The organism is Cellvibrio sp. BR (genome assembly GCF_000263355.1).
Classification (GTDB): Bacteria; Pseudomonadota; Gammaproteobacteria; order Pseudomonadales; family Cellvibrionaceae; genus Cellvibrio.
In genome coordinates this window covers 225791-241300 of record NZ_JH668201.1, presented here as the reverse complement: position 1 = coordinate 241300, position 15510 = coordinate 225791, and the positions used below count along the sequence as shown (strand labels likewise).

Here is a 15510-nt window from a genome sequence, read left to right as displayed (position 1 = left end):
GTTATTCCTGATCTTCTGTTTTGCCGAAGCTGTCTTTTAAACTGATGGTACGGTTAAATACCGACTTTTCTGCGGTGCTGTATTTGCTATCCAAACAGAAATAACCTTGGCGCTCAAACTGATAGCTATTGCCGACAACTGCACCCGCTAAACTGATCTCCGCTTTACAGCCCTGCAGAATCTCCAAGCTATCAGGATTGATGCAATCGAGGAAGTTCTTCCCTCCGGCATCAGGTGCCTCATCGGTGAACAAACGGTTATACAAACGCACTTCGCAATCAAGATTGTTGGTTGCCGAAACCCAGTGAATAACGCCCTTGGGTTTTACACCATCCGCAGGATCTTTACCCAGGGTGCCTTCGATAATTCGTGCACGTACTTCAACAATATTGCCAGCAGAATCTTTGATCGCCTCATCAGCTTCAATTACATATGCCCCACGCAAACGTACACGCTTGCCAGTAACCAAACGCTTGTATTTTTTATTGGCTTCTTCGCGGAAATCTTCTTGCTCAATAAATACCGTTTGCGTAAATGGAATGGTGCGATCGCCCAAGTCATCGCGATTGGGGTGATTGTGCACTACCAAGGTTTCGACTTGTTCCGCAGGATAATTGGTGAGCGTCACTTTCAAAGGTTTCAATACACACATAGCGCGCGGGGCGCCTTTATCCAAATCATCGCGCACACAAAATTCCAGTACACCAACATCGACAATACCATCCGAACGGGTAACGCCGATACGCTCGCAAAAATCGCGCAACGCAGCTGGTGTAAATCCACGGCGACGCATACCGGATATAGTCGGCATACGCGGGTCATTCCAACCATCAACATGGTTTTCATCAACCAATTGCTTGAGTTTACGTTTACTCGTTACCGAATAATTAATATTCAAGCGCGCAAATTCATATTGACGCGGCACCGCTGGCACCGGCAAGTGTTGGATAAACCAATCGTACAAAGGTTTATGGTCTTCAAATTCAAGGGTGCAAATGGAGTGGGTAATTCCTTCAATTGCATCGCTTTGGCCATGGGCAAAATCATAAGACGGATAAATGCACCACTTATCACCGGTTTGATGGTGATGGGCTTTTTTAATGCGATAAATAATAGGATCGCGCAAATTGATATTAGGCGATGACATATCGATTTTTGCCCGCAACGAACAGGCACCTTCTTCAAAGGCACCCGCGCGCATTTTTTCAAACAGCGCGAGATTTTCTTCCACACTGCGCTCGCGGAATGGACTGTTCTTACCCGGCTCAATCAAAGTACCGCGATACTCACGCATTTGCTCTGCACTTAAGTCACAAACAAATGCCAAACCATTGTTGATTAAATGTATAGCCCATGCGTGCAACTGATCAAAATAATCCGATGTGTAGCGCACAGCACCATCCCATTTAAAACCTAACCACTCTACATCCTGCTTGATGGAATTAACGAATTCTTCGTTTTCTTTTTCAGGGTTGGTATCGTCAAAACGCAAATTGCAGGCACCACCAAACTCCTCTGCCATCCCAAAATTCAGGCAGATAGATTTGGCATGGCCTATATGCAAATAACCATTAGGTTCCGGCGGAAAACGAGTAACAACTTTATTGTGTACACCCTGCTCCAAATCTTTGCGAATTATTTGTTGGATAAAATGTAAAGGTTTGGTTTTGATTTCGGTATTGCTCGCGTCACTAACATTGACCGCTGAATGATTTTCGCTCATGGAATAACAAATCCGTTAGGGTGGTATCGTGAATCAGGGATTATGAAAATTGGGAATCACACCGCCGGAGAAAACCGGGCGGCATGTAGTGCTGAACCCATTGTACTGGCTCAACAGTATTTTTCATACCGCACTTATAATGCTGGATGGAGCACTAAAAAATGGTTATTTCGTAGGCGGTGCAGCACGATAATCACTACGCCGGTTTAACTGATAACGTCTTACTGCCTCATTATGCTGTGCCAGAGTTTCAGAAAACTCACTGGTACCATCGCCTTTTGCTACAAAATACAAAGCCTTACCCGCCGCCGGATTTAACGCTGCACGTATAGAGGCAGCACTGGGTAGAGCTATAGGTGTTGGCGGAAGCCCTTGGATAACATAGGTATTGTAATCAGTCGCTTCCTGCAAATCTGCACGCCGAATACGCCCTTGGTAGCGATCACCCATGCCATAAATAACCGTAGGATCTGTTTGCAATTTCATACCCTGTTGTAAACGGCGAACAAAGACACCAGCAATCTGATCGCGCTCACTATGATGCCCCGTCTCACGCTCAATAATGGAGGCCATAATTAAGGCTTCATAACTCGATTTGTAAGGTAAATTAGGAGGGCGCTTCTCCCACTCTGCACTCAATAATGACAACATTTTTTGGTAAGCACCCTGCACTATTTCAACATCACTGGTATTGCGACTAAAACTGTAAGTGTCGGGAAAAATCCATCCCTCTAACTGGGTTACCGGGATATCTAATAACTCAATCTGCTCTTGCTCAGATTTACCAGGCAAAAGCTGCTTAACTGCATCAATCTTTGCCAGGGCATTCAGTGCTTGCTTATACGTCCACCCCTCCACAAAAGTGACTTGATAAAGTACCACGTCACCTTTGGACAATTTTTCTAGTAACGTTTTCGGCGTAGTTCCCTGCGGAAAAAAGTATTCGCCAGCATGAACCTTATTCAAATCAGTGGCTCGCGCATAAAGACGCAGCAAACGAGGATATTGAATGACCTGATCATTTCCCAAGGCATATGCAAGATGCCCCAATGACTGGCCGGGCTTTAATTCGTACCTATACCCCTGCTCAGAAATTGCAAGCGGTGTAGCGAGCCACTTTTGAACAAACATCCAGGCAAATGTCGCAGACATTAATCCTGCAAGATAAATAAATGCGGCAAAGCCCAATAATTTTACAGAGAGAGGGATTTTTTTGATCATATTCAGATAGTCATCAATCAACACGCAAAAAAGAATTGCTCGACCGAATTTTGCAGTTTGCGAGTCAAGGAATGTTGTGCAAAATTGGCAACAATTGCTGGCGCGGTACGTTGATCAACCAACCGATTCACCGGCCATATACCATAAACACTATTGCACAAGAATAATTCGTCGGCGCTGCACACAAAATCCAGACTCATCGCCCCCACTTCAACATTCAGCGCTAATTGGGGAGCCAAGTTTTCTAAAATAGTACGGCGCATAATACCTGCCACACCGCAGAAGGTCAGATCAGGGGTATATAGCTGCTTGTTTTTTACCGCAAATAAATTGCTGACTGTAGCCTCAATCAAATTACCCGAATCGTCCATCACCAAACCTTCGGCATACTCATCCTGCCACTCAGCACGCGCGAGTATCTGCTCCAAACGATTCAGATGTTTCATCCCTGCTAGAGACTTGTTGGTCGACAGGCGCCGCTCACAGATTCGCACATCCACACCATTCAGATAATTGCTGGAATGCAAGGGCTCAGCAGGAAAAACGCTGATGCAATAGGTCGGCTCCAGATCGAGTGGAATTCGATAACCTCGCCCACCCGCCCCTCGGGTAACCTGAATTTTCACAACCGCAGCCATTATCGCAGCAGAGTGCAGCAGATTAAGCACACTTGTCAGCTGTGTCATCAACACAGATTCATTCAGGGGGATTTGCAAGCGTTGCGCACTACTCACTAGACGATCACGATGAAAAAACCAGAGCGGTATTTCACCAGCGTGATAACGACAGGTTTCGAAAATACCATCGCCATAGGCAAAACCACGGTCCAGCGGCGAAATAGCCGCATCAAGGACACCGTTAACGCTAACAAAGGGAAGTTTTAGTGACATAGTTGCAGTCTATACAAAAACGCCGGACTGTCTCCAGTCCGGCGTCATTTTTTACATCATCACAAGTGATAATAATCCAAGCACTTACACCTTACGGAAAATCAATGAACCATTAGTACCGCCAAAACCAAAGGAATTGGACAGAACTGCATCAATTTTGCGCTCTTGTGCGGTATGTGGCACCAGATTGAGATCCGCACAGGAATCTTCCGGGTTATCCAGGTTGATGGTTGGCGGCGCGACCTGATCGCGAATCGCCAGCACACTGAATATCGCCTCAACGGCGCCAGCAGCCCCCAACAAATGACCAATCATGGATTTGGTGGAGCTAACAGCCACTTGCGCCGATGCTGCACCCATCACCGACTTGACCGCCGCACATTCCGCCTTATCACCAGCAGGCGTAGAGGTGCCGTGCGCATTAATGTAATTGATCAACTCAGGGGAAATACCTGCATCCAAAATCGCGTTACGCATAGACGCTGCAGCGCCTGAGCCATCTTCCGGTGGCGAAGTCATGTGATAAGCATCGCCGCTCATACCAAAGCCAATCAACTCAGCATAAATTTTTGCGCCGCGTTTTTTTGCATGCTCATACTCTTCGAGCACCAACACCCCGGCGCCATCACCCAACACAAAACCATCACGGTCTTTATCCCAAGGACGACTGGCCGCCTGCGGATTATCATTGCGAGTAGACAAAGCACGTGCAGCAGCAAAACCACCCAAACCTAATGGGGTTGTTGCCATTTCAGCACCACCAGCCACCATCACATCGGCATCACCGTACTGAATCATACGTGCGGCAAAACCAATACTGTGGGTGCCTGTGGTACAGGCGGTAGTAATGGCAATATTTGGCCCACGCAAACCATACATAATCGATAAATTACCGGAGATCATGTTGATAATTGCGCTGGGCACAAAGAATGGAGAAATACGACGCGGGCCTTTGTGCTCCAGAGTTGCAGAACCCTCTTCGATAGTACCTATGCCACCAATACCCGAACCGATTGAAACACCAATACGCCCCGCATTAGCCTCATTAATTTCAAGACCGGAATCACGAATCGCCTGAATACCAGCAACCATACCGTATTGGATGAATGGATCCATCTTGCGCGCTTCTTTGCCGGGGAAATAATCATCCACCACCAAATTTTTTACGGACGCACTAAACTGCGTGGTAAAAGCAGATGCATCAAAATGAGAGATAGTTGCCACACCACTCTTACCATTAACAATGCCATGCCAAGTATCCGCAACGGTGTTACCCAGGGAACTAATCATACCCAAGCCAGTGACTACAACTCTTTTACGTGACACCTTCGCGGTTCTCCTACATGACTCATCGCTCAATGATTACCAGCGTTAGGGTAATTTTGCGCTCTGCTGCCGTCAGTAATCTTAATTATTCATTTGCTATATCACGCAAATGAACACGGAATAACAAAAAGAAAAAGCCGTACTATTTTGCAATAATACGGCTTTTCTAAACCAGAAATCAGCTAATCGCCAAATTAAACCGAGCCGGCAAATTACGCCAGGTTGGCATTGATGTAATCAATAGCCAATTGAACGGTAGTGATTTTCTCGGCTTCTTCATCAGGGATTTCAGTTTCGAATTCTTCTTCGAGAGCCATTACCAACTCTACGGTATCCAAAGAATCAGCGCCCAGATCTTCGACGAAAGAAGCTTCATTTTTAACTTCGTCTTCTTTCACACCCAGTTGCTCAGCAACGATCTTTTTTACGCGTTCTTCAATGCTACTCATGATGTTATGTAACTCCTAGTGGTTATGTATTCGAAACACCTGACAATTCAAACCAAACTTATCAAGTCTGGCGTTCCGCTCAAAATCGTCGCGCATTTTACATCGATTTTAAGATTGTTGTCATGCCAAGTGCTAAATTTCTTTAAAAATTAGAAAATAACCTTTAAAAAACAAAAGGTTATAATAAAAAATTACGACATATACATGCCGCCATTGACATGAATTGTCTCTCCGCTGATGTATCCACCAGCATCACTTGCCAGGAAAACAACCACGGAAGCAATCTCCTCTGGCGCACCAAGACGCCCCAAAGGAATACGCGACAACAACTGCTGCTTTTGCTCTTCAGGTAATACTTTGGTCATATCCGTATCAATAAAACCCGGCGCTACAGTATTAACAGTGATATTACGCGACCCTACCTCAGCTGCCAGAGAGCGTGCAAAACCCGATACACCAGCTTTGGTCGCTGCGTAGTTGGATTGCCCGGGGTTACCCATAGCTCCCACTACGGAACTGATATTAATGATACGACCCCAGCGAGCTTTCATCATGCCACGCAATACGCCTTTACTCAGGCGATAGATAGAGCTGAGATTGGTATTGATAACATCAAACCATTCCTCATCACTCATCCGCATCAACAGATTGTCTTTAGTGATTCCTGCATTGTTAACCAAAATCGCTGGTGCACCGAACTCCTCACCCACCTCTTTTAACAATGCGGCAACCGAGTCCGCATCGGTAACGTTCAATACCTTACCGGCACCGCGAACACCCAATTCGGCAAAGCGCGCAGTGATTTTTTCCGCGCCAGAAACGCTTGTCGCGGTACCAATCACAACAGCGCCCGCTTTGCCTAATTGCTCCGCAATAGCAGCTCCAATACCGCGACTGGCACCAGTCACCAATGCAACCTTATCATTTAGATTCATCATTATGTCTTCCTGAAAAAAATCAGTTCAATTTGTCGGTGAAAATTATTCAATCATCGCCAGTGCGGCACTCAATTCTTCAGGCTTTTCGACGGAGACCGTGCTTAGCTCTGAATTGATACGCTTATTTAGACCAGATAATACCTTGCCCGGACCGCACTCCAGTGTCAGCGAAACCCCTTTGGATGCAAGTGTATTAACGCACTCCACCCAACGAACAGGACTAAAGATTTGCTCAATCATTAATGCTTTAATTTTTTCCGGATTCATTTCAACCCCTGCTGTAACGTTATGAACAACAGGAATAGTTGGAATAGTAAAACTAGTGGCAGTAATTTGTTCGGCCAAACGTTCCGCGGCAGGACGCATCAACTCCGTATGAAACGGTGCACTTACAGGCAAAGGCAAAGCACGCTTCGCACCCGCCTCTTTACACAATATGCTCGCACGCTCAACAGCCGCAACGGCGCCTGCAATAACCACCTGACCCGGCGAGTTAAAGTTCACCGCAGAAACGACTTCACCCTGCTCTGCTTTTTTACAAGCGTCAACAATGAGCGCATCATCCAGCCCGATAATGGCCGCCATAGCCCCTTGCCCCGCGGGAACAGCTTCCTGCATAAACTTACCGCGCTGCTGCACAAGCTTAACCGCATCTTTAAATGCAACTACCCCGGCACATACCAGTGCAGACCACTCACCCAAACTATGTCCCGCCATAAATGCAGGTTGAGCGCCGCTCTTTTGTTGCCACACCCGATATACAGCGACACTTGCTGCCAACAATAAAGGTTGCGTACGCTCAGTTAAATTAATGTCTTCTTGTGCACCAGTTTGCACCAATGCCCACAAGTCATATCCCAATACCTCAGAAGCCTCAGCGAACGTTTTCTGCACTACTGGGAACTCTGCAGCCAATTCAGCCAGCATGCCAATTTTTTGAGATCCTTGACCAGGAAAAACAAAAGCAAGATGTTGAGTAGTCATAGTAATTAACGATTCTCTTTTATCACTAACAATTAATTGAGTTGAAATTCTTTTTGAATTAATAGAGGAATTTGCCGGACAACCTGTTCACGAGCAACAATTAACGCCTGCAAAAAAGCATTTATATTTGCATTGCCGTGACTTTTTATTACGGGCTTTTGCAACCCCAAAAGACTAGCACCATTGTATGAGGAGGGGTCTAATTCTCGTCGCATTTGGCGCAGTAGCGGCCACGCGAGAGTCGATAAAAATTTATTCAGCGCATTTTTATGTGCAATTTTAAACATTTTTTCCTGGGCAAATCGCGCAACTCCCTCACTGGCTTTGAGTGCGATATTGCCATGAAAGCCATCACAAACAATCACATCGACCACACCAGAAAAAATTGCACTCGCCTCCACAAACCCTGAATAATTTATACGCGAATCATTAATCATAAGCTGCCGCGCCAGTTGCAATACCTCAGTACCTTTCTGCTCTTCCGAACCGATATTAAGCAATGCAACACGTGGCGACACAACGCCACCCGCTTTGGATAACACATTTCCCATTTGCGCAAACTGATGCAACTGCCCCGCAGTGCAATTAATATTGGCACCGAGATCCAGCATATAGGTTAAGCCCATATCAACCGGTATAGGCTTACAAATTGCTGGACGATCCACCCCAGGAAATGTTTTTACCAGAAACTTACTCATCGCCAGCAATGCACCGGTGTTGCCTGCGCTGACGCAGGCATCAACCTTACCGCCACGCAACTGCTCTAAAGATAGCCACATTGATGAGCCTTTCTTATGGCGCAATGCAAACAAGGGATCATCGCTCATAGCAACAACTTCGGCAGCATGAAGCACCGATAGGCGAGCACTGTAGCTTTTATGTTTTGAAACAGAAGGAAGGAGCAGTGATTCATTACCAACAAGCAACAAATCTACATCGGGGTACTGAGCCACAAAAAGTTGTGCTGCAGAAATAGCAACGCGGGGACCTAAGTCCCCGCTCATAGCGTCAACCGCTATTCGAATTCTTGCCGACAAGGTGCAGTCGTCTTGAGTAAAAAATTACTCGTCGTTGCCTTTATCAATCACTTTACGGCCGCGATAGAAACCGTCAGCAGTCACGTGGTGACGCAGGTGTTTCTCACCGCTGGTAGCGTCAACTGACAAGGTTGGGCCAGTCAAGGCATCATGTGAACGACGCATGTCGCGCTTTGAACGAGATTTTTTGTTTTGTTGAACTGCCATGGTTTGCTCCTATTTACTTACTCGTTGGAACCGAGGCGCCTCAGGGTTTCGGCGAGCTCTTTAATTGTTCCAACACCTGAAATGGGTTTTTCTCTCTTTTTACCTCTACCGGTTTGCCACTTGAATAAAGCTTGCTATCGATGCAAGGTTCTTCGTGATAAGCAACGGCAGGTAAACTTAACAGCAGTTCCTCTTCGATCATCTCGTAGAGATCTGCCATTCCCTCAGCCGCAATCCAAGGCTCAAAGTGTGGTGGCAGTTTATTTGCCCCTTCTTCGTCCCATACAATTCCGAGTGAGATGTCGCTTTGAACAGGAACTGTTACTGGTTCCAAGCAACGCTGACAGATTAACGATAAATCAGCATGCGCAGTTCCAACAACAACCTTTTTCTTCTCCTCGCTAATTTTAAATTCAAGTTTTACCTGAATCTCTCCACCTGTGCTTTCTGTAGCCTCAGTAACGCGAGGCAGGTCAGAAACAGCAATGCAACCCTCTAGAACAACGCCATGTTGAGCGAATTTCCGAGGATCACCCTGCCGTGGCAGAACTTTATTAGGAGGGGTCTTAATCATAAGCGCGCCATCATAGGGATATCGCCCTGCAGTGTCAAAGAAAAACTGGTTAAATAGCGCTATTTAGTGGCTTGAGAGTAGAATTGCACCCTTATTTAGCGCTTCATCACTCTTAAAGTGCAGCCATTTCATGACATACCCAAAGATACTGCTCGCATCAAGCTCCATCTATCGCCGTCAGTTATTACAAAAACTGAGGCTAACCTTCGACTGGGCAAGCCCGGATATAGATGAAAGCCACCAACCAGGAGAAAGCCCCGCGCAACTAGTGTGCAGGCTCGCTGAAACCAAAGCTCGCCACCTTGCCAGCACCTATCCAAACCACTTGATTATCGGATCGGATCAAGTAGCAACAATCGACAACCGCATCCTCGGCAAACCCTATACCCACTCAAATGCAGTTATCCAACTCAGAAATTTTCGCCAACGCGAAGTCATCTTTTTGACGGGCCTGTGCCTACTCAACCCAACAACAAACCGCACCCAAACTAGTGTTGAAACCTATAAAGTCCGGTTTCGCAACTTGTCTGATGAGCAAATAGAAAACTACCTGCAGCGCGAGCAACCCTACGATTGCGCCGGCAGTTTTAAATCGGAAGGATTGGGGATTTGCTTGTTTGAACAACTTGCAGGTGATGACCCAAATACACTGACAGGCCTGCCACTGATTGCCCTCACCCAAATGCTTGCCAAAGAAGGAGTGGATCCACTCAATCAGCCAACCAGTTTTTCCCACGCAAGCAATTGATCAAACCGATTTAAACACAGCTCAGGCTGATAGCTGTGCAAGCGGTCAATATGATGCGCACCGTAGCTGACCGCAATACGGGGCATATGTATGCGGCGTGCCATCTCCATATCGTACTCAGTATCACCTATCATCACCGCCTCGCCCGCTGCCACACCAAACTCATTCAGCAGCTCTTCCAGCATTAAAGGATCAGGCTTGGAGGCTGTCTCGTCGGCGCAGCGGGTAGCATGAAAAAAATCAGCCACACCCAGAACACCAAAGATGCGATCCAATCCCTTACGGCTTTTTCCCGTGGCAATAGTCAATGTATGTCCATCAGCCTTAAGACGACGCAGAGTATCCATCACCCCAGGGAAAAAATCGGATGGACGAGCCTCATCAAGTGATAAAAAATGGGTCGCATAGGCATCGCGCAAACGCTGACGCCCGGGCAAATCAACTTCGGGATACAAGCGATGAATGGCTTCCGGCAATCCCAGCCCAATAATATTATGGATATGATGATCAGCTAGCGGCACCCACCCCATATCCTGCGCAGCAAGCTGCATAGCTTTGGTAATTTTGGCTTTTGAATCACTAAGGGTGCCATCCCAATCAAAAATAAACAGCAATTATTCTCTCCACAACACAAGCTAGCTAGCAGCAGGCAATTTTCCCAAAGGGATGGCCAAATCAGGCGGCAAAGGAGCATCGACGCGAGTAATCACGTCAGACTCAGGCAAATAAAATGAGAGCGAAGAAGCATGCAAAAACAAGCGCTTTATACCCTGCCCGCGCATTGCTTCGTTGACCTCATCATTACCATACTTTTCATCCCCCACCAGCGCACAGCCTACATACTGTGCATGCACCCGAATTTGATGAGTCCGACCAGTAATCGGCCGTGCCTCAATCAAACTAAAACCATCAAAACGCTGCAACAGCTTAAACTCAGTCAAGCTGGGCTTACCCTCCGGGTGAACACGCACCACCCGCTCACCACCCGCCACTTCGGTTTTTAACAAAGGGGCATTAACTTGATGTACACGCTTGGGCCAATCACCAATCACCAACGCCTGATACACCTTGGTAATACCGCCAGCACCCGCAGACTTTTCACGCAAGGCAGCTTGCAAATGACGCAAATAGCTGCGCTTTTTAGCCACCATAATGCAACCTGATGTATCGCGATCAAGGCGATGCACTAACTCCAGATGACGCGCCTCAGGGCGCATTTGACGCAGAGTTTCAATCAAACCGAGCGTAATACCGCTACCGCCGTGCACCGCCAAGCCGGGCGGCTTATTAATAACCAATAAGCCATCATCCTCAAACAAAATTGACTTGGATAACAGCGACATCATTTGATGGCTAGCTTTCGCCTCTGTCCCAGCTTCAGCAGTCCTGATCGGAGGAACCCTGATCGAGTCACCCGCCATTAATTTGTACTCAGGCTTTATCCTTCCTTTATTAACTCGCACCTCACCCTTGCGAATCACATTGTAAATTTTCGATTTAGGCACCCCCTTAAGGCGCGCAATCAAGAAGTTATCGAGCCGCTGGCCCGCCTGATCTTCATCGATAGAAATGATCATCACCTGAGCGAAGGAAGAGTTTTCTACAGCTTGAACAGTATTTTCAGTGGATATTTTCATAGTCGCCATAATACTCGATACCATCAGATAACCGAACCCAGCGTCCCCTAGGCAAAGCTAAAAACTTATGTAAATCACTGATTTCATTGCCGCATATAGGTAGAACTGCTATATTCAGACAGCTGATACAGGCTGGTTTCCGGATCGCGCGCAAAAGACAGGCGCATCACTAGGAAATACCGCTGACAGCAAGAGCGCCTGCTTATGCGCACACTAAAGCCTAAAGCTCCCGCTCTTGAAGACACTGACAACGGTAGAATGTAAGCCATGCTTGCCAACTACCCTAACAATTGCGTCAACCAATGTTGCACTCATTGTTAACACAGTTTTTGTTTTGTTGAACTCAAGAAAGCTCTATTTGTAAGATCCGGATAACAGCGTCGCACGCGTCGCAAAACATTGTCCGATGCTATTTTGCAGGTTGCAAATTTAATCCTGTGGCTTAATTGTTAAAGCTAACCGCATGATTGAGAGACCAATGTAATGATCAATTATCTTTACGACTGACACTCAATCAAGCCAGATTATAAATGAACAACCCGGTCACCCCAGGATGGACTCACCTGACCGACAACCACAATAAGCACTACAAGTAGGAGCGCCGGAACCCCCGGCGCGAATGAATGAGCCAAATGGGCCATCTGATTAGTAAAGGCTTGTTATTGCAGTCGCTGCAAAGCGATAACACTGCTTAAGCCGACAGGTAAAACCCACCAACCGCTAATGCGAGCCCTATCAACCGGGTAGCGCATTAGTCCACAAGGTTGCGCAAAACATCACCTATGTTGACCTTGATTGTCACGTCAGTCAGACGCTCACAGACAATTAGGTAACACATGAAAAGAATGCTCATCAATGCAACTCAACCAGAAGAGTTGCGCGTAGCGCTGGTAGATGGCCAATGGCTTTATGATCTGGACATCGAAAACCGCAACCGCGAACAAAAAAAATCCAACATTTATAAAGGGCGCATCACCCGCGTAGAGCCAAGCCTCGAAGCAGCTTTTGTTGACTACGGCGCGGAACGCCATGGTTTCCTGCCACTAAAAGAAATCTCCCGCGAATATTTCACCAAAAATCCCGGCGACTCAGACGGCCGCATCAAAATTAAAGATGTACTGAAAGAAGGCACTGAAGTTATTGTGCAAATTGATAAAGAAGAGCGCGGTAATAAAGGCGCCGCCCTCACCACCTTTATCAGCCTCGCCGGCCGCTATCTGGTATTGATGCCCAACAACCCAAGAGCTGGTGGTATTTCACGCCGCATTGAAGGTGAAGATCGCGCCGAATTGAAAGATGCACTTGGCGAAGTAGAAGTGCCTAACGGCATGGGCGTAATCATCCGTACCGCCGGTGTGGGCCGCAGCTCTGAAGAATTACAGTGGGACCTCAATTACCTGCTTCAATTGTGGGAGTCCATAGCAACAGCCGCAAAAACCTCCCCTGCCCCAGCTTTTTTGTTTCAGGAAAGTAACGTTATTATCCGCGCAATCCGCGATTACTTACGTCAGGACGTCGGTGAAGTAATTGTCGACAATCAAGAAGCATTTGACCTTGCCGCAGGATTCATTCAACAGGTAATGCCGAATTATCGCAGCAAAGTAAAGCTGTACAAAGATGACATCCCCCTATTCAATCGCTACCAGATTGAATCTCAAATTGAGACCGCCTTTCAACGCGAAGTTAAATTGCCATCTGGCGGCTCGATTGTTATCGATGCAACAGAAGCACTGGTTGCCATCGACATCAACTCCTCGCGCGCCACCAAAGGCGGCGACATCGAAGAAACCGCACTGCAAACCAATCTGGAAGCAGCAGATGAAATCGCGCGCCAATTGCGCTTGCGCGACATGGGCGGCCTGATTGTTATCGACTTCATCGATATGCAACCCGTGCGTAATCAGCGCGAAGTTGAAAACCGTGTACGCGATGCCCTGATGATGGATAGAGCACGCGTACAAATTGGTCGCATTTCACGCTTTGGCCTGATGGAAATGTCTCGACAACGCCTGCGCCCATCACTCGGCGAAACTCACTCAAAAATTTGCCCTCGCTGTGATGGTGTAGGCAGCATTCGCGGCACCCGCTCACTTGCGCTATCAATCCTTCGCTTAGTGGAAGATGAAGCACAAAAAGAACGTAGCGCAGAAATTCGTGCTATCTGCCCTGTATCAGTTGCCACATATCTATTGAATGAAAAACGAAAAACCATCTCCAGCATTGAAGCACGTAACAATACTCGTGTTGTGATAGTGCCAAGCGCTGAATTGATGACACCACATTTTGAAGTCCAACGCCTGCGCGACGACGACGAAGGAACCTTGGAAACCAGCTATAAAATAGTTGCGCACACTGACGAAGCAAAAGCCGACGAAGAAGACTTTAAGGCAAAACCCATTAATGCGCCCAAACCCTTAGTACAGCCGAGCAGCCCAAGTCAGCCAGCACCGGAGCCAGCCAAAAAACCAGGCCTTTTGTCACGTTTGTTTAGCTCAATTGGCAACATTTTTAGCGGCGAGAAAAATGAAGAAAGCAAAGGAAAGCGCGAGCACAAGCGCGATGGCCGTCGAAACCCCAGCCGAAACAATCGTCGCGATGGCCGTAACAACCGCCGCGATAAAGACCGCAAAGAAGACCGCGAGATCTTGGACAATCTGGAACACCGCAACGCAGGCGAAATAAAACCAGCGCGCGAGCAAGATAAGCGCGACAACAACAAAGACACCGATAAGCGTGAGGGTATTACTCGGGAGCCAAATGGCGAACAACGTCGCCCACGCAATAATCGCGATCAACAGCGCGATCCAGCACGTGAACAACAAGCTGGTGATGAAGAGCAGCGCCAACCACGCAACCGCAATCAGCGCCCGGAGCGGGAGAATCGTCGCCCACAGATTCGCGAGGAGGCTGTAGCCGCAAGCGAGACCGTACTTATAGACACTCAAGATGGCTTGGATGAAGGCGATGATCAGCGCCCCTCAAAGCGTCCGGCTGGACGTCGAACTCGCTCCCAGCAACGTCGGCGCTCACGCAACCATGACACCGAAAGCTCACCAATCAGTTCAGATGCAGAGCAAACTCAAGCAAACGAACCGAAGGTATTAAGTGAATCAGCTCAACTGGCACAGCAGATATCCGCAGCTATCGCCGAACACGCACAGCAGAAGCCCCAAGAGCCTGAAGTGCAAACAGCGGCTACAACTGATGACGATGCAAACATTGAATTGCCAGCATCAACACATCAGGAGGCAACTATTGCAGCTCCACTTAAAACTGCGGAGCAAGAAGTAGCTACAATTGAGAAACCTCAAGCAACAATTGATAGCGCACCTCTTGATATTGAAGAAACCAGAGAAACTCCCGACGCAGCAATCAAACAAAAAACTGCTCCCGAAGGCGAAACAAATGCCAACGAAGCAGAGACACAGACTGCAGCTCAAGCCGAAAATACTGCAACCCCAATTCGCGCAAGCAATGACCCAAGAAAAGCACCGAAACCAGTTGCTCAGGTTAATATTATTACCGAAACAATTGAGGCACCAATTTCACGTGCATTGGACACTAGCCTGCCCCCGAGCGTGGATCATAATCCCCGACCACTAAACAGACCCTCAAATGACCCAAGATTGAATAAACGCAACAACTCGGAACAATAACTTTCGCCGCAAAAAACTGAAAAGCCGAATTGGAAACAATTCGGCTTTTTTATGATCAACTAAAAAATTAAAAATAATTACATTTAATATCAAGCCATAAAATTTTAAAGTTTTCTCTTG

The 15510-nt window shown here is 47.2% G+C and carries 14 protein-coding genes; 2 read left to right on the top strand and 12 right to left on the bottom strand.

What is annotated here, in order from left to right:
- Position 1 precedes the first annotated feature (1 nt).
- From O59_RS06345 to O59_RS06300, 10 genes are all read right to left on the bottom strand, one after another.
- Positions 2-1723, bottom strand: coding sequence for a glutamine--tRNA ligase/YqeY domain fusion protein (locus O59_RS06345; protein ID WP_007640695.1), 1722 nt, complete (start codon positions 1721-1723; stop codon positions 2-4).
- Between the two features lie 165 nt (positions 1724-1888).
- Positions 1889-2968: an endolytic transglycosylase MltG gene (gene mltG, locus O59_RS06340; RefSeq protein ID WP_007640690.1), complete on the bottom strand. Its 1080-nt coding sequence runs from the start codon at positions 2966-2968 to the stop codon at positions 1889-1891.
- Complete coding sequence (gene pabC / locus O59_RS06335; protein ID WP_007640688.1) at positions 2962-3834, bottom strand: aminodeoxychorismate lyase; 873 nt, start codon at positions 3832-3834, stop codon at positions 2962-2964. Before pabC ends, mltG begins: the two co-directional genes overlap by 7 nt.
- Positions 3835-3918: 84 nt before the next feature.
- Positions 3919-5160, bottom strand: a complete 1242-nt coding sequence (gene fabF / locus O59_RS06330) for a beta-ketoacyl-ACP synthase II (protein ID WP_007640686.1) — start codon at positions 5158-5160, stop codon at positions 3919-3921.
- A gap of 212 nt (positions 5161-5372) precedes the next feature.
- Positions 5373-5609, bottom strand: coding sequence for an acyl carrier protein (gene acpP, locus O59_RS06325; protein WP_007640684.1), 237 nt, complete (start codon positions 5607-5609; stop codon positions 5373-5375).
- Positions 5610-5800: 191 nt separating this feature from the next.
- Positions 5801-6544 carry a 3-oxoacyl-ACP reductase FabG gene (fabG, locus tag O59_RS06320; RefSeq protein WP_040391896.1) on the bottom strand — a complete coding sequence of 248 codons (744 nt, stop codon included), beginning with the start codon at positions 6542-6544 and terminating at the stop codon, positions 5801-5803.
- A 45-nt stretch (positions 6545-6589) separates the two neighbouring features.
- Positions 6590-7531 carry an ACP S-malonyltransferase gene (gene fabD, locus O59_RS06315; protein ID WP_040391632.1) on the bottom strand — a complete coding sequence of 314 codons (942 nt, stop codon included), beginning with the start codon at positions 7529-7531 and terminating at the stop codon, positions 6590-6592.
- A gap of 32 nt (positions 7532-7563) precedes the next feature.
- Positions 7564-8568, bottom strand: a complete 1005-nt coding sequence (gene plsX, locus O59_RS06310) for a phosphate acyltransferase PlsX (protein WP_081489657.1) — start codon at positions 8566-8568, stop codon at positions 7564-7566.
- A gap of 24 nt (positions 8569-8592) precedes the next feature.
- Positions 8593-8775 carry a 50S ribosomal protein L32 gene (gene rpmF, locus O59_RS06305; RefSeq protein WP_040391629.1) on the bottom strand — a complete coding sequence of 61 codons (183 nt, stop codon included), beginning with the start codon at positions 8773-8775 and terminating at the stop codon, positions 8593-8595.
- Between the two features lie 40 nt (positions 8776-8815).
- A complete protein-coding gene (locus O59_RS06300) occupies positions 8816-9349 on the bottom strand; it encodes a YceD family protein (RefSeq protein WP_040391628.1) in 534 nt (177 codons plus the stop codon).
- Between the two features lie 130 nt (positions 9350-9479).
- Here O59_RS06300 and O59_RS06295 point away from each other — a divergent pair, with 130 nt between their 5' ends.
- On the top strand, positions 9480-10097 hold the full coding sequence (locus O59_RS06295) for a nucleoside triphosphate pyrophosphatase (protein WP_007640667.1): 618 nt from the start codon (positions 9480-9482) through the stop codon (positions 10095-10097).
- Here O59_RS06295 and O59_RS06290 read toward each other — a convergent pair.
- Positions 10064-10711 carry an HAD-IA family hydrolase gene (locus tag O59_RS06290; protein ID WP_007640665.1) on the bottom strand — a complete coding sequence of 216 codons (648 nt, stop codon included), beginning with the start codon at positions 10709-10711 and terminating at the stop codon, positions 10064-10066. The genes O59_RS06295 and O59_RS06290 overlap by 34 nt on opposite strands.
- A gap of 21 nt (positions 10712-10732) precedes the next feature.
- Positions 10733-11734: a 23S rRNA pseudouridine(955/2504/2580) synthase RluC gene (rluC, locus tag O59_RS06285; RefSeq protein ID WP_050977017.1), complete on the bottom strand. Its 1002-nt coding sequence runs from the start codon at positions 11732-11734 to the stop codon at positions 10733-10735.
- Positions 11735-12570: 836 nt separating this feature from the next.
- Between rluC and rne the strand changes: the two genes are divergently transcribed.
- Positions 12571-15390 (top strand): ribonuclease E, encoded by a 2820-nt coding sequence (gene rne, locus O59_RS06280; protein WP_007640661.1) that lies wholly within the window; start codon positions 12571-12573, stop codon positions 15388-15390.
- Positions 15391-15510: the final 120 nt, after the last annotated feature.